This is a genomic window from Marinobacterium stanieri (genome assembly GCF_900155945.1).
Classification (GTDB): domain Bacteria; phylum Pseudomonadota; class Gammaproteobacteria; order Pseudomonadales; family Balneatricaceae; genus Marinobacterium; species Marinobacterium stanieri.
Genome location: NZ_FTMN01000002.1, coordinates 310,280 through 329,643 on the forward strand (window position 1 = coordinate 310,280; position 19,364 = coordinate 329,643).

The 19,364-nt window shown below is 55.7% G+C and carries 24 protein-coding genes and 1 tRNA gene; 10 read left to right on the forward strand and 15 right to left on the reverse strand.

What is annotated here, in order from left to right; genetic code table 11:
• Positions 1–35: 35 nt before the first annotated feature.
• A tRNA-Asp gene (locus tag BW956_RS06375) sits at positions 36–112 on the reverse strand.
• 218 nt (positions 113–330) lie between these two features.
• On the opposite strand from BW956_RS06375, the gene syd reads away from it, so the two are divergent.
• Positions 331–882 (forward strand): SecY-interacting protein, encoded by a 552-nt coding sequence (gene syd, locus BW956_RS06380; RefSeq protein ID WP_076461721.1) that lies wholly within the window; start codon positions 331–333, stop codon positions 880–882.
• A gap of 183 nt (positions 883–1,065) precedes the next feature.
• Here syd and BW956_RS06385 read toward each other — a convergent pair whose 3' ends face one another.
• Positions 1,066–1,734, reverse strand: a complete 669-nt coding sequence (locus BW956_RS06385; RefSeq protein ID WP_076461723.1) for a DNA-3-methyladenine glycosylase I — start codon at positions 1,732–1,734, stop codon at positions 1,066–1,068.
• Between the two features lie 169 nt (positions 1,735–1,903).
• On the opposite strand from BW956_RS06385, the gene BW956_RS06390 reads away from it, so the two are divergent.
• Both BW956_RS06390 and BW956_RS06395 read left to right on the forward strand, forming a co-directional pair.
• Positions 1,904–3,118 (forward strand): pyridoxal phosphate-dependent aminotransferase, encoded by a 1,215-nt coding sequence (locus BW956_RS06390; RefSeq protein WP_010325179.1) that lies wholly within the window; start codon positions 1,904–1,906, stop codon positions 3,116–3,118.
• Between the two features lie 99 nt (positions 3,119–3,217).
• Positions 3,218–3,586, forward strand: a complete 369-nt coding sequence (locus BW956_RS06395) for a hypothetical protein (RefSeq protein ID WP_010325180.1) — start codon at positions 3,218–3,220, stop codon at positions 3,584–3,586.
• 26 nt (positions 3,587–3,612) lie between these two features.
• Here the strand turns inward: BW956_RS06395 and BW956_RS06400 are convergent, their stop codons facing one another.
• Both BW956_RS06400 and BW956_RS06405 read right to left on the reverse strand, forming a co-directional pair.
• Positions 3,613–4,095 (reverse strand): 3'-5' exonuclease family protein, encoded by a 483-nt coding sequence (locus BW956_RS06400; RefSeq protein ID WP_076461725.1) that lies wholly within the window; start codon positions 4,093–4,095, stop codon positions 3,613–3,615.
• A gap of 6 nt (positions 4,096–4,101) precedes the next feature.
• Positions 4,102–5,007: a class I SAM-dependent methyltransferase gene (locus tag BW956_RS06405; RefSeq protein ID WP_076461726.1), complete on the reverse strand. Its 906-nt coding sequence runs from the start codon at positions 5,005–5,007 to the stop codon at positions 4,102–4,104.
• A 125-nt stretch (positions 5,008–5,132) separates the two neighbouring features.
• Between BW956_RS06405 and htpX the strand changes: the two genes are divergently transcribed.
• Positions 5,133–6,017 carry a protease HtpX gene (gene htpX / locus BW956_RS06410; protein WP_010325183.1) on the forward strand — a complete coding sequence of 295 codons (885 nt, stop codon included), beginning with the start codon at positions 5,133–5,135 and terminating at the stop codon, positions 6,015–6,017.
• A 66-nt stretch (positions 6,018–6,083) separates the two neighbouring features.
• Here the strand turns inward: htpX and BW956_RS06415 are convergent, their stop codons facing one another.
• From BW956_RS06415 to pdxB, 3 genes are read right to left on the reverse strand one after another with little or no spacing between them, the layout of a single operon-like run.
• The gene (locus BW956_RS06415; protein ID WP_076461728.1) at positions 6,084–7,199 is read right to left on the reverse strand and encodes an ATP-NAD kinase family protein; all 1,116 of its coding nucleotides are present in this window, start codon (positions 7,197–7,199) and stop codon (positions 6,084–6,086) included.
• A gap of 8 nt (positions 7,200–7,207) precedes the next feature.
• A complete protein-coding gene (locus BW956_RS06420; RefSeq protein ID WP_010325185.1) occupies positions 7,208–7,906 on the reverse strand; it encodes a flagellar brake protein in 699 nt (232 codons plus the stop codon).
• Entirely contained in the window at positions 7,899–9,059 is a 1,161-nt protein-coding gene (pdxB, locus tag BW956_RS06425) for a 4-phosphoerythronate dehydrogenase PdxB (RefSeq protein ID WP_083702957.1), read from the reverse strand. Before pdxB ends, BW956_RS06420 begins: the two co-directional genes overlap by 8 nt.
• Before the next feature lie 184 nt (positions 9,060–9,243).
• Between pdxB and BW956_RS06430 the strand changes: the two genes are divergently transcribed.
• From BW956_RS06430 to BW956_RS06440, 3 genes are all read left to right on the forward strand, one after another.
• Positions 9,244–9,417, forward strand: coding sequence for a hypothetical protein (locus tag BW956_RS06430; protein ID WP_244894327.1), 174 nt, complete (start codon positions 9,244–9,246; stop codon positions 9,415–9,417).
• A 191-nt stretch (positions 9,418–9,608) separates the two neighbouring features.
• A complete protein-coding gene (gene trpB / locus BW956_RS06435) occupies positions 9,609–10,811 on the forward strand; it encodes a tryptophan synthase subunit beta (protein ID WP_076461731.1) in 1,203 nt (400 codons plus the stop codon).
• A 301-nt stretch (positions 10,812–11,112) separates the two neighbouring features.
• Positions 11,113–11,358, forward strand: coding sequence for a hypothetical protein (locus BW956_RS06440; RefSeq protein ID WP_076461732.1), 246 nt, complete (start codon positions 11,113–11,115; stop codon positions 11,356–11,358).
• A gap of 34 nt (positions 11,359–11,392) precedes the next feature.
• Here BW956_RS06440 and BW956_RS06445 read toward each other — a convergent pair whose 3' ends face one another.
• The gene (locus BW956_RS06445; protein ID WP_076461734.1) at positions 11,393–12,247 is read right to left on the reverse strand and encodes a diguanylate cyclase domain-containing protein; all 855 of its coding nucleotides are present in this window, start codon (positions 12,245–12,247) and stop codon (positions 11,393–11,395) included.
• A gap of 149 nt (positions 12,248–12,396) precedes the next feature.
• Between BW956_RS06445 and BW956_RS06450 the strand changes: the two genes are divergently transcribed.
• Genes BW956_RS06450 through BW956_RS06460 form a run of 3 tightly spaced genes read left to right on the forward strand, consistent with a single transcriptional unit; the run spans position 12,397 to position 13,953 of the window.
• Positions 12,397–12,870 (forward strand): hypothetical protein, encoded by a 474-nt coding sequence (locus BW956_RS06450; protein WP_076461736.1) that lies wholly within the window; start codon positions 12,397–12,399, stop codon positions 12,868–12,870.
• Entirely contained in the window at positions 12,867–13,484 is a 618-nt protein-coding gene (locus BW956_RS06455; protein WP_076461738.1) for an SCO family protein, read from the forward strand. Before BW956_RS06450 ends, BW956_RS06455 begins: the two co-directional genes overlap by 4 nt.
• Positions 13,485–13,488: 4 nt before the next feature.
• Positions 13,489–13,953 carry a copper chaperone PCu(A)C gene (locus BW956_RS06460; protein ID WP_076461739.1) on the forward strand — a complete coding sequence of 155 codons (465 nt, stop codon included), beginning with the start codon at positions 13,489–13,491 and terminating at the stop codon, positions 13,951–13,953.
• 11 nt (positions 13,954–13,964) lie between these two features.
• Here the strand turns inward: BW956_RS06460 and BW956_RS06465 are convergent, their stop codons facing one another.
• From BW956_RS06465 to soxZ, 7 genes are all read right to left on the reverse strand, one after another.
• Positions 13,965–14,495: a hypothetical protein gene (locus BW956_RS06465; RefSeq protein WP_076461741.1), complete on the reverse strand. Its 531-nt coding sequence runs from the start codon at positions 14,493–14,495 to the stop codon at positions 13,965–13,967.
• Entirely contained in the window at positions 14,488–15,048 is a 561-nt protein-coding gene (locus tag BW956_RS06470; protein WP_076461743.1) for an elongation factor P hydroxylase, read from the reverse strand. The genes BW956_RS06465 and BW956_RS06470 overlap by 8 nt, the downstream gene beginning before the upstream one ends.
• Positions 15,049–15,786 carry a hypothetical protein gene (locus BW956_RS06475; protein WP_076461745.1) on the reverse strand — a complete coding sequence of 246 codons (738 nt, stop codon included), beginning with the start codon at positions 15,784–15,786 and terminating at the stop codon, positions 15,049–15,051.
• A 64-nt stretch (positions 15,787–15,850) separates the two neighbouring features.
• Positions 15,851–17,632, reverse strand: coding sequence for a thiosulfohydrolase SoxB (gene soxB / locus BW956_RS06480; RefSeq protein WP_076461747.1), 1,782 nt, complete (start codon positions 17,630–17,632; stop codon positions 15,851–15,853).
• Positions 17,633–17,707: 75 nt separating this feature from the next.
• Positions 17,708–18,133, reverse strand: a complete 426-nt coding sequence (locus BW956_RS06485; RefSeq protein WP_076461749.1) for a SoxAX-binding protein — start codon at positions 18,131–18,133, stop codon at positions 17,708–17,710.
• Between the two features lie 11 nt (positions 18,134–18,144).
• On the reverse strand, positions 18,145–19,011 hold the full coding sequence (gene soxA, locus BW956_RS06490) for a sulfur oxidation c-type cytochrome SoxA (RefSeq protein ID WP_010323679.1): 867 nt from the start codon (positions 19,009–19,011) through the stop codon (positions 18,145–18,147).
• Positions 19,012–19,034: 23 nt separating this feature from the next.
• Positions 19,035–19,343 carry a thiosulfate oxidation carrier complex protein SoxZ gene (gene soxZ / locus BW956_RS06495; RefSeq protein WP_010323680.1) on the reverse strand — a complete coding sequence of 103 codons (309 nt, stop codon included), beginning with the start codon at positions 19,341–19,343 and terminating at the stop codon, positions 19,035–19,037.
• Positions 19,344–19,364: the final 21 nt, after the last annotated feature.

Genomic DNA, 19,364 nt, shown 5'->3' on the forward strand with positions numbered 1-19,364 from the left:
TTGTTTACAATCTTGTCAGCACTTCGACAAGAAGGTGGCGGAACGGACGGGACTCGAACCCGCGACCCCCTGCGTGACAGGCAGGTATTCTAACCAACTGAACTACCGCTCCACTTCTTCATTCCCGTCGACACTTTGTTGTAACAAGTGCCCCGTGAATGAGGTGCGCATTTTAAGGAGTTCTGAGATGTTGTCAATCACTTAATTTAAAAAAATTTCGTTTTATTTCAGAGCCGTACAAAGATTAACCAAGTCAACACAATGACTTGCGACCCTCGACCACTTGGGCCACAGTCAGGGTACGGCTTGCAAAACGACTGATGGACCCTTATGACCGCTACAGAGACAGCCCTTGATCAATTGATGGAGACCTTCCTCGCCTCCTGCGACCAACACCAATACCCAATGACCCCTTTTGATCCCGATTGGCCCAGCGCCTGCTATCGGCATGAAGCCAGTCCGGGCAAAGACGTCAGCTGGCAACCGGTGCGCATTGAAGGGCCATTGGATATGTTCCAACGCCTGAGCGATGCATTGGAAGAAGAGCTGCACCCGGACCTGGTCAGCTACTATAGTCGTTACTGGTCAGACCCCATCAACTGCGTGATGCCAGATGGCACCCAGCTTAGTTTGCTGTTTGCATGGAATAGAGAAGACCTGGAACGACTCCGAGGCAATCTCATTGGCCATGCACTGAGCAAACGCAAGCAAAAGCGCCCGTTGACGCTATTCTTCGGTGTAGTAGAGCCCGACACCAATGACATGATCAGCCTCAACAATCAGGATGGCAGCATTTGGCTGGAAAAACCTGGCAAGGCACCACATACCCGACTGGCTGACACCCTGGCTGATTTTTTGCGCCAGCTATCACCCGCTCTGTAACAGGGTGTTGAAGCGTTATCGAGGTAGCCGAGGCAAGCGGAACGCCGCCCGGGCGAAAACAGGCGAAAACAGGCGAAAAAGCGCAGTTTAGTGGACTAAATGAGCATTTTGAGCCTGTTTTTAACGATGCATCGGCAACGTAGATAGATTTTCAGCAGCCTGTAAACCGATACACGCTGGCATTCAACCTACACTGAACGCCAGCAGCCGGCTGATCTGGCACAGAGGCCTGCCTGACTGCTCGCGCAAGTCATTAAACGCCTGCTGCACCAGCTTAAGATCACGCTGTGCGGTCGGCTTTTTCTCGATCACGCCCTGAGCCTTAAGAGCAACCACTACATCATCGGTCAGCATGAAGGTATCCTTGCCCAACATACGCAGAAAATAGGCTCCCGAGTTGCCACCAAGCTGCTTGCCGCGTTTTTTAAGCAGGGACCACAACCCGATGATATCCTCCTCCGGCCACTCGGCAATCATTCGGGCAACGCTGCCATACTCCTGTGCCAGGTCGACCATCATCATGGCATTTTCACGAGTGGACTTGATCTTGCCAAAGTGCCGAATGATACGTTCGTTATGCATCAGCTCCTCCAGCATTTCATCACTCATCTCCTGCACTGCTTCAGGATTAAAGCGGTAAAAGGCTTCCTCAAATGCAGGCCATTTGGAGTCGACAAGAGAATGCTTCAACCCGGCACGAAAAATACGCCGCATCATCACTGAAAAGATACGATCATCAGGTATAGCCGCCAATTCCTGCGCTGACAAAGGCGGCATGCCCAGCAAATCTTCCAACGAACTGTCCGGATGAAAATTCAACGCCTGCTCACAAAGATCCGACCACTTTTTCACACTCTTCCTCCCGCTGAATTTGAACGCACCCTATACGCCAGACGATGACCTCTGGATTGTACGCCTTCTGGCATGCGCGTATGATTGGGCACTTTAATTTTGCTGTCCAGTATGCCGCGTTCGCCCACGCACCGCCCGTTCGACGCGCCTGGAACTCAGGAACGAGAAGATGTCTGTCATTCGCAAATCGAACAAGCTGATCAACGTCTGCTACGATATTCGTGGCCCTGTACTGCAGGAAGCAAAGCGCCTTGAAGAAGAAGGCCACCGCATCCTCAAACTCAATATCGGCAACCCCGCCCCCTGGGGCTTTGAGGCGCCGGAAGAAATTGTACAGGACGTCATTCTCAACCTGCCGGCCTCTCAAGGCTACTGTGACTCCAAAGGGCTGTTTTCTGCTCGTAAAGCGGTGATGCAGGAGTGCCAGCGCAAGAATATCCGCAACGTGGGCATTGAAGATATCTACATCGGTAACGGCGTTTCCGAGCTGATCGTCATGGCCATGCAGGGTCTGCTGAACGACAACGATGAGATGTTGATCCCGGCACCGGACTACCCCCTCTGGACAGCAGCCGTTAGCCTCGCCGGTGGCAACCCCGTTCACTATGTCTGCGACGAGCAGCAGGACTGGTTCCCGGACATCGAAGATATTCGCAGCAAGATCACGCCTAAAACCCGCGGCATTGTGGTTATCAACCCGAATAATCCGACCGGTGCACTCTATCCCGAGTCACTGCTGCTGGAGATTCTGGAGCTGGCGCGCGAGCATAAGCTGATCGTGTTCGCTGACGAGATCTACGACAAGATCCTCTATGACGGTGAAGAGCACACCGCCTTGGCCTCCCTGGCCGATGACGTTATGTGCATCACCTTCAACGGCCTGTCCAAGACTTACCGTGCTGCCGGTTTCCGTTCCGGCTGGATGATCATCAGCGGCCCCAAGCACAAGGCTCGCGACCTGATCGAAGGCTTCGAAATGCTCTCCAGCATGCGCCTGTGTGCCAACGTACCTTCGCAGCATGCCATCCAGACTGCTCTTGGCGGCTACCAAAGCATCAACGAGCTGATTGTCCCGGGTGGACGCCTTTACGAGCAGCGCACCCTGGCATGGGAGATGCTGAACGAGATTCCCGGTGTATCCTGCGTTAAACCCAAGGGCGCCATGTACCTGTTCCCGAAACTGGACCCGGCGCGCTACCCGATCCGCAACGATGAGAAGTTTGCCCTCGACCTGCTGCAGCAGCAGAAAGTTCTGGTGGTTCAGGGCAGCGGTTTCAACTATCCGGATACCCAGCATTTCCGTCTGGTTTTCCTGCCCTCCAAAGAACTACTGGCCGACGCCATCGAGCGCATTGCCAATTTCCTGCGTACCTACGAGCAGTAACCTCCCCTCCTGCTGACAGCTTCTCGGGAAGCTGTCAGCAAAATGTCACCCATATGACATATACTCAAAGTCGGACACACCCACCGACAGAGAGTCGCCATGTTTATCAAGATCAAGAAAAACTGCGGTATCCAGATGGAACACAACGGTCTGGAGACACGTCGCCTTGTGCCTGTAACGTCCAACTTCCTGATTAACCTGAACCAGGTGGCCGAGGTCTCCTTCTACACCATCAAGGAGCGCAAGACGCGCTTTGATCTGGAAGGTCACGAATTCGAACTCCCCCTGCAGAGCCGTGTCATCCACCTGCAGATGAGCTATCTGTACGCCACCATCAAGGAAACCATTAACGGCAACAAAGGCCGTCTGGTGGAACGTCAGTATTACAAGCTGTACTTTGCACCCGAGAATGTGGATGCCTATGAAGAGCTGCGCAACCTGATTGAACAGCAGGTGGGAAACCTCTAGTCAGAGGCAAAAGACCGTGCACGGCCTCAGGCAGGTGTGGAACCTGCCTGCGCGGCCGCAATTGCCGCCAACAGATGCTCAACATCCGGCAGCGCGCGGTGACGACGAAACTGGGCGCGCGAGATCAACTGGTACTGGATACGCTCTTCGCTGCTGAGTACCCTTTCCAACCCCTTCAGCTCGAAGGTCGGCTCAATGCCCGCAGCCTTGAACAGCCGCCCCAGCCAGAAGCTGTCGTATTCAACGGCATCACTGATAATTTCACAGCCATCAAGTGAGCGATTCAGACGTTCAGCGGCTTCCTTGACACTGACCCCTTCGGCCTCAAGCTTGGCGAAGGGAATACAGTGCAACTCACTGGCAAAATCATCCCAGAAGGTCCAGTCAGCAACAGAGGTAGGGTCAATCAAAAAACTGTCGTGCTCGCCCGTCTCGGAACATTTCCACGCCACTTCAATCGGGTAGGATTCCCGTGCCAGACCGCTGGCCTCGAGGTCGATACAGATCAAGTTAGCTTACTCCTGTCGCTCATACACAAATACCTTGAGCCCACCCGACTCATCCATATCCGGGAAGTCTTCGCCAGCCCCCAGATACCCCTTCAGACTAAACGCTGGCACTTGCTCTGTCATCATTGATTCAACAAAGTTACGTGTCTCCAGCGGGTCGTTATGGCAGAGCAGCACATGGGCACCAGGACCGGTTAGCTCAGGCAAACGCTTCAACACCTTCAAGTAATCCTTTTCAGCCACAAAACTGCCGGGCTGAAAGCTGGGCGGGTCGACAATCACCAGGTCGTAGGGGCCAAGCTTGCGCAGCTTGCCCCAGGATTTTAGGAGATTCACCGCCAGGTAGCGCACATCAACGCCATCCAGATCGTTCAGACGATGATTGTCTCGACCACGGGATAACGAGCGAGAGCTCATATCAACGTTTACCACAGACGCAGCGCCCCCTGCGGCAGCGGCCACCGAAAACGCACAGGTATAGGCAAAGAGGTTCAGCACTCGCGCCCCCTTTGCATGCTCACGCACCCAGGCGCGACCGGGTCGCATATCCAGAAACAGCCCCGAGTTCTGCCAGGCCAGACTGTTGACGCCGTATTTCAGGCCTGCCTCGGTGACCACATGCTGTTCAGGTATATTGCCCCACAGAACCTGCAAGCCCGCTTCATCCTTGCGACTACGTGGCTGCCAGACCACCGCTTCCACCTGCGTCTGAGACCTCAGCCAGCCCAGCAACGGCTGAATCGACTCGGGGGATTCCGGCTGATAGGCGCGAATAACCGCCACCGGCGGCAGCCAATCCACTACCAGCCATTCAAAGCCGGGGAAACGGCCGCCACGGCCATGAAACAGGCGTCGGACCTCTCCCTGCGCCTGTGCCAGTTGCTGTTCAACCCAGTCAATGACACTCTGCATCTGCTTCCCCCGATAAAAAAGCGGGCAGTATACCTATTGGCTATTCTATCAACCATGTAGATTGAAACTTTCACTCACTGCCCATATCTAAGCAGCAACACCAAACTAAGGAACGATGACCCACCATGATGCGAATCATCCTCTTTCTGGCCACTAACATGGCTGTATTGCTGGTCGCCAGCGTCACCCTGAATATTCTGGGTGTAGAGCACTACCTCAGCGGTACCGGGCTCAATCTGACGTCGCTGCTGATTTTCTGTGCCGTGTTCGGCTTTGCCGGCTCCATCATTTCACTGCTGATGTCGAAATGGATGGCCAAGCGGTCAACCGGTACTCAACTGATCGAACAGCCCCGCTCCGAAGAGGAACGCTGGTTGCTGGAAACTGTGGCCGAGCTGTCGGAAAAGGCTGGCATCAAGATGCCTGAAGTCGGCGTTTTCCCGGCTCAGCAGGCTAACGCCTTTGCCACCGGCTGGAACCGTAATGATGCGCTGGTTGCCGTAAGCTCAGGCCTGATGCAGCGCTTCCGCCCGGAAGAAATTCGTGCAGTGCTGGCACACGAAATTGGCCATGTTGCCAACGGTGACATGGTCACTCTGGCTCTGGTACAGGGTGTCGTGAACACCTTTGTGATGTTCTTTGCCCGCATTGCAGGCTACGCCGTGGATTCCTTCCTGCGTCGCGATGAAGAAGGCGGCGGTGTAGGCATCGGCTTCTACATCACGACGTTCATCTTTGAAATCATCTTCGGCATTCTGGCTTCCACTATCGTGGCCTGGTTCTCGCGCCGTCGCGAATACCGTGCCGATGAAGCCGGTGCTACCCTGGCCAATCCGCATGCCATGATCGGTGCGCTCCAGCGCCTGAAAGCCGAATCCGGCATTCCGGATCAGATGCCTGCTCAGATGACCGCTTTCGGCATCAACAGCCACCTGAAGCAGGGCTTGATGGCACTGTTTGCCAGCCACCCGCCGCTGGATGACCGCATTGCCGCGCTGAAGCAGCGCTAAGGCTACACAAAACCCAAAACAAACGGGGCGCCAACTGGCGCCCCGTTTTTTGACTGCTTTGTCCGCCTAGCGCCCTACCCGATAAAGCACCGCATCTCGATAGCCTGTATTGACCGGCATCAGCCCGCTCAACTCAACATCCAGCTCGGGATCTCCCGAATCAACGATCAGCGGACGACCTTCCAGTGCATTCAATTTGGTGCGGGTCGCAACTACATACAGGTTTTCCCGTCCGACCCGACGCAGAAGTTCCGCACTCAATTGCTGGTTGCCACGGCCAATAATATGCCCCTGACCACCAATCAGCGTAATCACAATTCGTGTCGGCTTACCCTCGGTCAATGCCAACAACTCTGCTGCCGTGCAGTCCGATGCGATCAGCTCACCATCGTGAATCACATCAACCCCCAGCAGGCTGTTCTCCAGTCCCAGCTCTTCCATAATCGCAGCAACCGTTGAGCCCGAGCCCATCAAGTAATAGATATCGGGATCCATCTGCTCGACAAAGCCGGCGGCTATCTCATCCAGTACCAACACTTCCTCTTCGCGGTTGCTGGCGTTTTTCACATGCTGGATATACTGGTGTTCGGCCGGCACACACATTTCACCAAAGAAGCGCGCACTCACCCGCCCCTCACGGTAGGCATTCTCATCCAGATCACGAACCTCTTCGTTCGCCAGGGATACCAGCTCGCCTTTTACCAGCAGCGTCAGCAACTCTCCTGCCGCCTGAGGCGTAAGTGCATAGACCCCCGAATGGATTTTGACGCCGGCCGGCACACCCAGTACCGGAATGCTGTCTTCCACCGCTTCACAGATATTCCGCGCGGTCCCATCACCGCCGGCAAAGAGAATCAGATCAACGCCAGCCGTCTTGAGCTGTCGTGCAGCAGCCAGCGTATCTTTCGCCGTGCTGGGATCCGAGGCCGGGGCGCCTAATACCTCGGTGGCAAACCCCAACTCATGCGCAAGGAAGGCGCCCATTGGACCGGCCCAGGTCTTGATACAGACATCCAGCCCTTGCAAGGCCTCCAGAGCCGTACGTGTTCGTTTTTCGGCGCGTGGCTCAGCTCCCAGTGCCAACGCCTGCGCAGCAACATCAGCACCATCACTGCCCTTCAAAGCAACGCTGCCACCCAATCCCGCGTAAGGATTGATTATCAGTCCTAATCGAAAACTCATTACCCGCCTTACTCAATCAAACCGGCATTCTGCAATTGCTGCTCATAGACAAACCCCGCCAGGATCAGGCGCGTATCTTCCTCGAGGTCCACAAACTCAACCCCCTGACTGAATACGGGAACAGGGCCGGTTTCCAATTGCTGCACGTTGCGCACCAGGGCAGGCAGTAGCAGCAGGTGATCCATACCGGCCACACTCACCCGCAGGGTGATAAAGAGTTGCTCCTCAGGCTGAGCCAGCGCACGAGAAGACTCCAGATTAGCGCCCTGCAGGCTGATATCACGACAGACGGCCGATACCGCCGATGCCCCCAGTGACAGTTCATCCTGCTCCACACGCACACTGAGGTTGATGGGTATACGTGTTTCCTTACGCAGGCGTCGACTCTCGACACGAGCGGGGTACTCCAGGTGCCAATAGCCGAAGGGCCGGCTTTGCACCTGGACCAGGCGCGTTTCAAAGGTACACAGGTAGTTACCGATCATCATACGAGCTGACATTCGGGTGCCTTCGTGGACAATGGCACCGCCCGGAGCCAGTTTGGGGGCTGATACCATCAAAGACCCAGGCTCGCGATAACCCAGAAGGCGCGCGGACAGCTTCTGGTTAGGCGCCCTGACGTCCAGACGAATCGATTCACCCACCGCCGGCGCCAACTCCGCCAGACTGGTCAGCTCATTTCCCAGTATTCGGGACAGATCAGTCATCATTCCCCCAGTGACAGTTGAACCCAAGTGCCGCAAACTGCTGTGCAGCATCTGGCTCAACTTCCCCTTTCAAGCTCAGGGTGACAAATTCACGGCGTTCAGGATAAAAGCGCCGCAAACGGTCAAACCCCAGTTTAATATCCGTTTCAGTATCGCCCAGCATCGCTCTGAAATCGCGGTCGTCTCGATAGATATCATAGACGGATCTCACCGGTGCCAGCAGATTATCGGGCCTATTCAACTTCATGGATGACACCGGTGATGGTGGCAACACCTGCGACAGACCTATATCGGCCGGTCTGCCAAGCTGCTCACACAAGGCATTGTAGAGCATCCAGGTGCCACGAATCTTCCCATCCAGCGCATATCCGGCAATATGGGGCGTTGCCAGACGACAGCGGGATGCAAGCTCGGCATCCACCCAAGGCTCATGTTCCCATACATCCAGTATCAGACTCATCTGCGGACGTGCATTTGCAAGCTGCAACAAGGCCGCATTATCAATGACCGGACCGCGTCCGGCGTTGAGCAGCACCACATCCGGTTTAAGCAGCGCCATATTATCCGCATTGAGTAGATGATGTGTGGGCCAGGCACCTGTTCGCGTCAGGGGCGTATGCATACAAATGATATCGGACGAACGCAGCAGATACTCCAGCTCAACAAAGCCATCCGTGCCTTCATTAGCAGCACGTGGCGGATCACACAGGAGCAGCTCTACGCCCAACTGCTCCAGGCGGCCCTGCAAACGATGACCAACATTACCCACACCGACAATACCCAGGGTTTTATCGCGCAGATCAAAACGCTGATCCTGAGCAGTATGCAACAGGGCGGCCAGTACATAGTCGACCACAGAATCGGCATTACAGCCCGGCGCACTGCTGAAACCGATACCCTGCTGCGCCAGCCAGTCCTGATCCACGTGATCAGTCCCGATGGTTGCGGTCCCTACAAAACGCACGGAACTGCCGCTCAACAGACGCTCATCGACGCGGGTGACCGATCGTACCAGCAGCACATCCGCATCTCTCACCTGCTCGGGTGAAAGCGTACGCCCCGGATAGGTGTGCAACCTGCCCAGGTGCTGAAACAGCGGCTCCAGTGCAGGGATATTCTCGTCAGCAACAATTGTCAGTGGCAAATCAGTCAAATGCAGTCCTTATTTGCGGTCAGGGCTTTACAAACGCCCGGGTTTCAGGCTCAATCACGCGCCTCCATTATAAAGACATACTCCCTCCGGGTCATTGAACGGTAACGCTTCCTTGGTTGTGCGCTGGCAAAAAAATCAGGACTTCCTTGTAGTCAGGATCTATCGCGATCTTGTCGGTGACTGGGTGGTCAGCGAATGCTGGGGCAGCCCGAACGACAGCGGGGATTGCCGTCATACGCTTGTGAACTCCTACGCGGATGCACTCGAACGTTTGCGCGACATCGGTCGCGAACAGCGTCAGCGCGGCTTTCGTCGTCAACAGGTGCGCGAAGAGCAGCTTGGCTTCGACTTCAGCTAGAAAAGCTGTGAGCAAGCCTATTGCACTCAGCGTGGCCTGAGATGCCATGGACTTATTCACGGCTTCCCTGGAAATCTCCCTTTCAGACTTGGCACCGCCCGGTCGTCACTTTATAGTCATTTCCCCTGATTGGATGAAATAACAGATGCGTCGTCTGTACGGCGTATTGTGCTGTGATGCCTGGAGTAACTATGAGTAAGTTTGATTTTGCGCAGATGCCCGATGCTGATGGCTTTTTTGGTGAATACGGCGGCCAGTTGATTCCGCCCGAACTGAAACAGGTCATGGATGAAATCAACCAGGCATACGAAGAGATCCGTCAGATGCCCGAGTTCCAGCAGGAACTCAACGCCCTCTTTGCTGACTATGTTGGCCGCCCCAGCCCGGTATTTTATGCCCGCCGTCTGAGCGAGAAACTGGGTGGTGCACGCATCTACCTCAAGCGTGAAGACCTCAACCATACCGGTGCGCACAAGATCAACCACTGCCTGGGTGAAGCTCTGCTTGCCAAATACATGGGCAAAACCAAGGTGATTGCCGAAACCGGCGCCGGTCAGCACGGCGTAGCTCTGGCAACGGCCTGCGCACTGGTCGGCATTCCCTGTGAAATCCACATGGGCCAGGTGGATATCGAAAAAGAACACCCCAATGTCGTGAAGATGAAGATCCTGGGCTGCAAACTGGTCCCGGTTACCCGCGGCACTGCCACCCTGAAAGACGCCGTCGACAGCGCCTTCGAAGAATACCTGAAAGACCCGAAGAACTTTATCTACGCCATCGGCTCCGTTGTTGGCCCCCACCCCTTCCCGAAAATGGTGCGAGACTTCCAGAGCATCATCGGCAAGGAAGCTCGCGAGCAGTTCCAGCAGCGTGAAGGCAAACTGCCGGATTACGTTACCGCCTGCGTGGGGGGTGGCTCCAATGCCATCGGCATGTTCACCGCTTTCCTGGGTGATGAGTCCGTGAACCTGGTCGGTGTTGAACCAGCCGGTTACGGCCTGGACACCGACAAGCATTCCGCCACCATGACACTGGGCAAGCCCGGTGAAATCCACGGCATGAAATGCTATGTACTGGAACAGGAAGATGGCACTCCCATGCCGGTTCATTCCATTGCGTCAGGTCTGGACTACCCTGGTGTCGGCCCTCAGCACAGCTACCTGAAAGACCTGGGACGTGTTCAGTACGATAGCGCCAGCGACCAGGAATGCCTGGATGCATTCATGACCCTGTCCCGTGTTGAAGGCATCATTCCGGCACTGGAAAGCTCTCACGCCGTTGCCTGGGCCATCCGCACTGCCCCGACGCTGACATCCGACCAGAGCATTCTGGTTAACCTGTCCGGCCGTGGTGACAAAGACGCCGATTACATCGCCGAGAAGCTGGGGCTCTAAGCCGGCTACACAGCACAGCAAACACCGCCCGTTTCGACGGGCGGTGAACTTTTCACTGTTCATCAACTCACACCTGACAGGTGCTGGCTTGCAGCAGCTGTCGGCTCCATCGCTTAAAACCTTTCCGTTGCAATCAACGACCAGGACCAGCACTCAAGCCACCATAAAACCCTCTACAAAACAGGGCATTACTTGCTTGAGTCAGATCATATCGGCGACAATTACAAGGATTGACGGCACAGGGATTCACCGCGATGATAGTGCCGCGATTTACGGACATTTTTAGGGAAGAAGGCTTTTCATGGTTCAGTCAGTACTGGTTTTCGAAGACGGCAACTTTACGCGTGCACGTCTACCAACACGTCCGATGCAGGGTGAGATTATTCACTTCAATGGCCAGCGCTATATGGTCAAATCCATTTCCCATCACGCCACAGAAGCCGATTCAGGCAAGACCCCAGTATTGAAGGTACACTTGGGTGTAGGTCGCGGCAAAGACGACTCTCACCTGATGGAAAAATCGTCTCGCGGCTTCTTTACAGGCTAAGCAGACACACAGCTCAGCCTGCTCTTTAGTCAAATCAAAAATATGCGATCTGCTGCTCGTCCATAATGGCACGCTGCATCGCCTGCTGCGCACGCTCGACCAACTCAGCTGCTTCCACACCATCATCAGGACTGATCGCAACCCCGGTATTGATGGCATAGCCTGCCTCCAATTCGGGAGCTCCCTCGTGCAGTAGCGCCGAGAACTTTTCAACCACAGTGCCGATCGCCTCGGGGCAATCGATCTGCTCCAAAACCAGCAGGTAGGCACCGGATTCAAGCCGTGCCAGCGTATCGCCCTGGCGGATTTTCTGACGCACAGAAGCCACAACCTGGTTGAGCACATCAGCCTGGCTTGCCAGATCCTGTTGCCCGGTGCCACTCACCTGAATCGCCATAAAACCGACGTATTCCTGCGCCCGCTGGGCACGATCCAAAGCATGTTTGATACGGGCCTGAACCTGATCATCGGAGGCGAGCAACAGGCCTTCATCGCCAGCAGCGGCAAGCGGATGCTGCAAACGATAGAACGGCGTCAGATCCCGGCCGGTAATCAACAGCGATTCGACGCAGCCCTCTGTATCCAGGCCGGCATCCGCATTGAAACGGATCAGGCGGTTTTCACCGCTCTCAAGCTGAACCCAGGTTTCCACGGATTCCTTGGCCCGGTGGACCATCAACTCACGCAGCTCCGGCAAAGGATAGGCTTTGCCCAACAGCGATTCCCGCTCTGCGCCAAGCAGATTCGCAAAAGATCGATTACACCAGGCACAGGTGCCATCCAGCCGCAACACAACGACAAAATCATCCAGGTTGTCTGCTAATTGAATCAGGTGACGGGTTTCCGGCTGACAGGCCTCGTTATTCCCTTGCGCGTGCACTTCACTCATTGAGTCTGGTCTCTGCTCGAAATTCAGATTGCAGCGCCCAAGATAACCAATACCGACCGGCGTTGCCAGATATCTCGACCATTAGAAGAGAGAGTGCGACAATTTGTCACTTCCGACTAACACAACACGTGTACTAAGCTCTTATTCAAATGAAAACAGACACTTCCAGCACTCGGGACGACAGCTCATCGGCACTCTTCAAATGGCTTTTATGGGCCGCTCTGTTATTGCTGATTCTGGCAGTGGCGACCTATGCGCAACAACGACTCGATGTAAATCAGGGTGCCAAAATACACGACTGCGACCTGCAGCAAGGTGCCTGCGAGTTTGAAGGCTTCACACTCAGCTTTGGGCCCTCACCCATTCAGTCACTGCAGCCAATGACACTTGAGCTGGAGACAAGCGAGGACATCTCATTCGATCAGGTGGTTGCCGATCTTCAGGGAGCTGATATGTATATGGGACAAAATCGTTTTTCGTTAACGCCCTCCGATGAGAATGGCTGGCAGGGTGATACCGAGCTGGCGGTCTGCACAACCGGGACCATGCGCTGGAGACTAACATTGAGTCTGACCCGAAACGGCGAGACTCAACAGCACCAATTCGAGTTTGATGCCCAATGAGCCAACATCTGAAAACACTCAAAATACTGCTGATTCTGACCCTCTGCCTGCTGCTGGGTCTGGCCACGGCGTTCATGTTGCGCCCCCAGTCCGTCGCCACCGACCCAATGAATGCAAATCTCCAGCTGGGCGGTGACTTTACTTTGCAGTCAGCCGAAGGGCCGGTATCCCTGTCAGATTTCAAGGGCCAGGTGAGTGTCATCTACATCGGCTATGCATCCTGTCCGGATGTCTGCCCTACAGCACTTGCGGTGCTGACACAGTCACTGCGCCAGCTGTCTGAGTCAGAACGCGAGCAGGTGCAGGGCATCTTCATCAGTGTCGACCCCGAGCGGGATACGCCTGCAAAACTGGCCGATTACACCGCCTTTTTCTCGCCGCGCATTGTCGGAGTGACCGGCAGCCGTGAAGAGATCGATCAGGTAGTACGCCAGTACGGTGCCTTTTACCGCATTGTTGATATGGAAGACTCGGCCATGGGCTATGCAGTCGACCACTCCTCCCGGTTGTATCTGGTGGATCGCGAGGGGCGCCTGGTTGAAACCCTGCTGCACAATACCAGCGTGCCAGCCATGACAACGGCACTCAAAACCCTGTTAACTTCGGAAGGATAAGATCATGAAACGAGCGCTTGCCACTCTGACTACCCTGCTGCTGGCCAGCAGCCTGCAGGCAGCGGATGTAGACGTTGTTGAGCCCTATGCCCGCGCTACTGCACCGGGCCAGATGAACAGCGCCGCTTTCATGCAGCTGACTAACAAGGGCGACGCCACTCGCCTGACCGGTGCCAGCAGCTCGGCGGCCGAGGTCGTTGAGCTGCATACCCACCAGCATGATCAGGGAGTCATGCGCATGCGCCAGGTTGAAGCCATCGACCTGCCGGCCAACGAAACCACCACACTGGCGCCGGGTGGTCTGCATATCATGCTGATCGGATTGCCTCAGCCACTGGCGGCGGGCAGCTCAATTGAATTGAATCTGGAATTTGAAGACGGGGATACACGCACTCTTCAGGTACCTGTGCAGATGGTGATGCCTGGCGGCATGAGTCACGGCAACAATAGTCACAATATGCAGAACTGATAGCCGCTACATCAGCACATTTTACAGCCACGCAGACGCCCGTCGAAGTGGCTGTATACCTGCAGACATACCTCGATTTCCGGCCCTTCTCCCAGCGACTCGACACGATACCCGTCAATATATTCAGCTCGCACCCAATCCGCTTCCGTCTCGACCGGTTCTACCCGATAGGATTTGAATCCCACCCTGTACAGGCCCGCATACACAGGCCAATGCAACTGTTGATCAACCATGCGGACCGCCGGTGCATCCTGCTCAATCAGCAAGGCGGGAACATACAGAGGATTTGCATTGTGAAGTGCCAGGAAAAAATCTGCCTGACCCAGAGTATCAAACACACCCAACACCCAGGCCTGGTCACCATCATCAACATAGAGGTAACACTTGAGGCCTGATGCTGTTTGCAACTGCAGGCGCTGGTAATGCCAGCCTTCAAATTGACAGGTTTCAAGCAAGGCCGCATCAACGCCCGCCGGCAGATGCAGCCCGTCGGGCAGAACTTCCTGCTGCCAGGGTGTTGCCTTGATATCCAGGTTACGCATAACTGCAGTCTTCCTCGGTCTCAAGTTCAAGCACAAATTGCTGCGCGCTCAAGGGAGGCGTTTGATACTGGCCACGCAGGCCATCAACCAGCATCTGCACCCGCACCGGCAGCCCCTCTTCAAGCAGCTGCATAACACGGGCATGCACATTGCGCTGGAAGGTATCACTGGCCCCAAGCCCGGCACTCAGATTATCGGCACTGAAGTGAAAGCGCCGCCCGGCCGCCTGATTGAACATCCACTCATAGGCCTGGGGTTTAACTTCCACACGCTCGAATTCTGCCTGCTCCTGCGCGGTACGGCCATCCGGCTTGTACCAGTAGCCAAAGTCTTCCAGCAGACGCCGCTGCGGGCCTGCCACACACCAGTGTGCAATTTCGTGCAGCGCACTGGCAAAAAAGCCATGTGCGAAAATAATACGATGATGAGGATGGGCATCATCCGCCGGCAGATAGATCGGCTCATCCTCTCCCGCCACCAAAACGGTGTTATAGGTTGGCAGGAACAAGCGGTTGAACAGCTCGATCAATGGCTGGTAATCATCCTGCTGCATTCAGTACTCCTGCCAACGCTTGCCATTCAACCACCAGCTGCGGCCAGAGTTGAGGTCGATACGCACTGCCACATACCCCGCCGTATTGCGGTCGGCGCGACTGATCTGGATATCATAGAGTGAATTCTCCGGCGGCAGCTCCTCAGAGATCAGCTGCCAGTCACCAAATTCCGCCATCCAGGTCTCACCCGTGCTGCGGTCATAACGCAGCAGCACCCAATCACCGCCCTGAGTATAGGTTGTGGCCAGCCCAAACTGCCCCTGGCCGCTGCCAGAAGGCAACTCGGCCTGGTTCAGAATCTGCATCAGCTGACCAATGGCAGCATCCAGCTGTTCGGTACCACCGGCATCAGCAGACATCTCCCCTTCTGCTGCTGAATCCTCCGGCTGAGTGCGGGTAAGGAGTTCAAGGCGATTCAACAGCATCTGATTCTGCTCACGCAGTTGCTGGTTACTGCTGCGAATCTGCAGCACCTGCTCCTGTAGCAGAGTCAAACGACCGCTGAGCTGGTCAAAGCCGGTTTGAATGGCGCCAGCCATCTCGGCATTGGCATTGTTTCGCCCAGAGGGAGCAGGGTTCTGCGAGGACTCAGGTGAAGACTCTGAAGAGGAAGGCCGGGACTGGGCGTCGGCCGCCGGGTTGGCACTGCCTTCACCAGACTGCGGCTGCGTTTGAGCGGCGTTGCAGCCACTTAGCAACAACGCCAGTACGGGAATAGCGATGGGGGTGATGCGCATGCACGGGCCTCATAGATGGAAACTGCGCCCTATTCTATCGAAACCCGAGACATGCGCCACAGTCTCAGCTCAATACCTGGTTGGCATAGTCTGCCAGCCCCGGATTTCCCTTAACGCCTTTAAGCACCGGCGTATTGAGTTTATCCACCTGCGCTTCCTTACGATCACGCAGGTATTCCGCCACTACATCCCAGATGGCAGGACCTTCGGACTGAGCGCCCACCGTCGCCCAACCGGTCACCTTGTAGGTTTTATCTGCTTCAATTCGCTCGCCGTTATCCAGCGTCATCTCACTGATGCGCTCACCGATCTGGCGACCGGGCTCACAGACATAATCGAAACCACCGACACGCACCATATCACCACCTGATTGTAGATAGGGCTCGGGGTTAAACAGGTTATCCGCCACATCCTCCATGATCAGCTTGAGCTCGGAACCTTTCATTTCCCGCACATAGGTTTCGGGATAGGTCAGGCAGGTTTGATCCAGTACCCGCTCCATATTGATCATCTGCCCCTTGAGCACGCTGGTTCCCCAGCGGAAGCCCGGTGACAGCGAGATCTGGGCATCACCGACTTCACGCAGGGCATCACAGATCACCTGATCAAAGGTGCCGTTGAAGTTGCCACGGCGGAACATCAGATCGTTGGCCACCGCAAGCTCTTCGTTCAGCCAGTCGAGGTGAGGCGCACGAATCTCATCGATAAGCTGCTGCATGCCCGCATCTGCCGGCAGCAGTTCCGAGAACACCGGCACCAGACGGTAACGGAAGTCCTGAATGCGGCCGTTGCGGATATCCAGGTCAAGCGTGCCCAGGAATTTGCCGTTGGAGCCCGCGTTGAATACCAGTGTTTCACCACCGCTATTCTTCACCACCGTCGGAGCCGGCATGCCGTCATGAGTATGGCCACCCAGAATCAGATCAACGCCCGAGACCCGACTTGCCATGGCCAGATCCACGTCCATGCCGTTGTGGGACAGCACGACAACGGCATCCACTTTTTCTTCTGCACGCACCTGATCCACAAGCTCCTGCAGATACTTGTCGTGAATATCAAAGCTCCAGTCAGGAATGAAGCGCGACGGGTTGGCAATCTTGGTACGCGGGAACGCCTGACCGATAACGGCAATACGTACGCCGCCGAGTTCACGAATGCTGTAAGGCTTGAATACACGCCCGGAGAAGTCATCAAACAGGTAATCGGTATCACTGCCGAACAGGGCATCTTCGGTAATGAACACGTTCTGGGCCAGAAACTCACCGTTAAAGGCCTTGATATTGCTGAGAATTTCTTCCTGGTGATAGGTAAATTCCCAATGCCCGGTCATGATATCCACGCCCAACGCATTACAGGCCTTGACCATGTCCATGCCACGGGTCTTGTAGGAGGTGCCCGAACCCTGCCAGGTATCACCACCGTCCAGCAACAGGGTTTTTTCACGCCCATAGCTGTCACGTAAACGGTCAGCCAGGTTTTTCAAGTGCGCAAAGCCACCGACCTTGCCGTACTGAGCCGCCGCGTCGTTGAAGTCCAGATAGCTGAAGGCATGAGCCTCGATACCACCAGGCTCAATGCCAAAGTGCTGCAGCAACTTGTCGCCCACCAGGTGTGGCGCCTGACCGCGCGCACCGGCGACACCCAGGTTTACATTGGGTTCGCGGAAGTGGATCGGCAACAGCTGGGCGTGGCAGTCCGTCATGTGCAGCAGGCGCACATTGCCAAAACTGGGGACTTCATAGAGGTCTGCCGGTTGGCGCCCCGCAGCATGCCCTTTCAGCGGCAGCATTCCCGCCATACCAGCCAGCCCCATCATGCGGGCAAATTCACGACGCGTCATCGACATTTTCAGTTCCTCCTGACATGAAAACGCCCGTACCCGAGACGGGGACGGGCGTTTAAAGCCTGTAGCTAATTGGAATTACTCGGGCACGGCGTGGTGCCAGGTTGAAGCCACATGCGCCTGCTGTTCAACCGCCTTGCGCGCCTGGTACTTCGCCTGTGCTGCCAGGTTCATGGCATCCTGGAAACGCTCTTCTGCCAACGCGTCCTGCGCCTGCTTCAAGATGCGGCCGGTGAAACGCCATTCGTAACCCACAGCGGCAGCCTCCTGACGCTTGGCTTCAGCACTGGCCACCAGTGCTTCCGCATTCGCCTTGGTCGGCTCAGCCATGGCTTCCACTTCTTCCGAGTGATACGTCTTGTACGTTTTGCCCTCGAAGGTGAATTCATGCCCCTTGCCGTAAAGGGCACGCTGCTGGTTGAACACCTCCTGGAAGGTTTCAGCCTGTGCCAGTGCCGGCGCCAACACCAGGGCAGCCAGCAATGTCATTGTTGCCTTTTTCATCATGCTACCCCTTATTTACGTGCGCCCGGACCATTCACAACCAGACCGTTGCTCATGTAGGTCTGGAAATATTCCAGCTTACGGAACTCTTCCGACTGCGGCGGCAGCGGCACGGAGCGGGAGTCACGGTGACAGCCCTCGTAGCGACGGTGCAGCGTACCGATTTCACCCCACTTGGAGCGATAGACCGGGAAGTGTGTCGGCTGTCCCAGCATCGGGCCCGGCAGGTCGGCGCGAATCAGGCGGCGCGAGCCCTGCAAGTGGCAGTTGGCGCAGGACAGGTTGAGCTGGCCACGCTTGGCATAGAAGAACTGTTTGCCGTCCAGGTATGCCTGCAGGGCACGGGGATCGTCTTCCGGGATCTTGATATCGATGACATTGTCACGCGATGTCCAGGCCATGTAGGCAGAAATCTGGGCGATTGCACCCTTTTTCCACTTCAGCGGCTTCTCACCATTCTGCTCGCGGCATTCGTTGATTTCCTGCTCCAGCGTCTTCACCGTACCTTCTTCCTTATTCCAGTACGGGTAGTTCTGGCGAATGCCGATACCGCCATTTTCAAAGCAGTCCGCATAGCTTTTGCCATTGGCAAACGGCGTTTCAAACAGCACCTGCCCCTCTTCGAGGTCAAACTCGTAGGGCGGGAATTCCATCAGAGCATCCCACTGCTCACGAGACGGCGGATCGATGGCATAGATACCGTTTACATACTCTTCGAGTGGCACTCCGGGAAAACGGTTCTGATAGAACTCCTGCAGCGCCTTACGATCCGCTTCAGGATCAACCGTTTCCAGAGTGAAGCCACTCTCGGCCGCTTGGGTCAGCGGTGCCAGCGCGGTCAATCCCAGCCCCAGCAACAAGGTTTTTATTGTCTTCATGCAACACCATTCAAAATCGGTTATCAGCGGATCGAGGCGGTCTCACTGCCGGACTTGCCGGTATTTTCCTTCCAGTTGATTTCCAGCTCATCGCCTGAGGCGCCGCCGGCAAAACTGAACGAGAAATAGGGGTTCTTGGACACAGCGGGGCCCAGATTGGCAGCAAACACCACCTTGCCACCGTGTTTCACCTCAACTTCAGACAGGAACATTGCCGGAATGATATTGCCCGACTTGTCCTTGCGCTGACCGGTTTCCATGATGTGCTTGGCCATCATCTTAACGTCGGTACGCTCGCCACTGGATTTGGCTTTTACTCGCATGATACTCATTGTCTGTCTCCTCAAATCCTG

Excerpts from the sequence above, each read along its gene's own strand:
- BW956_RS06405 (WP_076461726.1), bottom strand. The coding sequence starts at position 5,007 with ATGCAGAGTGTCATTGACTGGGTTGAACAGCAACTGGCACAGGCGCAG.
- BW956_RS06450 (WP_076461736.1), top strand. The coding sequence starts at position 12,397 with ATGAAAACAGACACTTCCAGCACTCGGGACGACAGCTCATCGGCACTC.
- BW956_RS06460 (WP_076461739.1), top strand. The coding sequence starts at position 13,489 with ATGAAACGAGCGCTTGCCACTCTGACTACCCTGCTGCTGGCCAGCAGC.
- BW956_RS06470 (WP_076461743.1), bottom strand. The coding sequence starts at position 15,048 with ATGCAGCAGGATGATTACCAGCCATTGATCGAGCTGTTCAACCGCTTG.
- BW956_RS06390 (WP_010325179.1), top strand. The coding sequence starts at position 1,904 with ATGTCTGTCATTCGCAAATCGAACAAGCTGATCAACGTCTGCTACGAT.
- BW956_RS06485 (WP_076461749.1), bottom strand. The coding sequence starts at position 18,133 with ATGAAAAAGGCAACAATGACATTGCTGGCTGCCCTGGTGTTGGCGCCG.
- BW956_RS06395 (WP_010325180.1), top strand. The coding sequence starts at position 3,218 with ATGTTTATCAAGATCAAGAAAAACTGCGGTATCCAGATGGAACACAAC.
- soxZ (WP_010323680.1), bottom strand. The coding sequence starts at position 19,343 with ATGAGTATCATGCGAGTAAAAGCCAAATCCAGTGGCGAGCGTACCGAC.
- BW956_RS06440 (WP_076461732.1), top strand. The coding sequence starts at position 11,113 with ATGGTTCAGTCAGTACTGGTTTTCGAAGACGGCAACTTTACGCGTGCA.
- BW956_RS06465 (WP_076461741.1), bottom strand. The coding sequence starts at position 14,495 with ATGCGTAACCTGGATATCAAGGCAACACCCTGGCAGCAGGAAGTTCTG.
- BW956_RS06445 (WP_076461734.1), bottom strand. The coding sequence starts at position 12,247 with ATGAGTGAAGTGCACGCGCAAGGGAATAACGAGGCCTGTCAGCCGGAA.
- BW956_RS06475 (WP_076461745.1), bottom strand. The coding sequence starts at position 15,786 with ATGCGCATCACCCCCATCGCTATTCCCGTACTGGCGTTGTTGCTAAGT.
- BW956_RS06420 (WP_010325185.1), bottom strand. The coding sequence starts at position 7,906 with ATGACTGATCTGTCCCGAATACTGGGAAATGAGCTGACCAGTCTGGCG.
- soxA (WP_010323679.1), bottom strand. The coding sequence starts at position 19,011 with ATGAAGACAATAAAAACCTTGTTGCTGGGGCTGGGATTGACCGCGCTG.
- htpX (WP_010325183.1), top strand. The coding sequence starts at position 5,133 with ATGATGCGAATCATCCTCTTTCTGGCCACTAACATGGCTGTATTGCTG.
- syd (WP_076461721.1), top strand. The coding sequence starts at position 331 with ATGACCGCTACAGAGACAGCCCTTGATCAATTGATGGAGACCTTCCTC.
- BW956_RS06415 (WP_076461728.1), bottom strand. The coding sequence starts at position 7,199 with ATGAGTTTTCGATTAGGACTGATAATCAATCCTTACGCGGGATTGGGT.
- soxB (WP_076461747.1), bottom strand. The coding sequence starts at position 17,632 with ATGTCGATGACGCGTCGTGAATTTGCCCGCATGATGGGGCTGGCTGGT.
- BW956_RS06455 (WP_076461738.1), top strand. The coding sequence starts at position 12,867 with ATGAGCCAACATCTGAAAACACTCAAAATACTGCTGATTCTGACCCTC.
- trpB (WP_076461731.1), top strand. The coding sequence starts at position 9,609 with ATGAGTAAGTTTGATTTTGCGCAGATGCCCGATGCTGATGGCTTTTTT.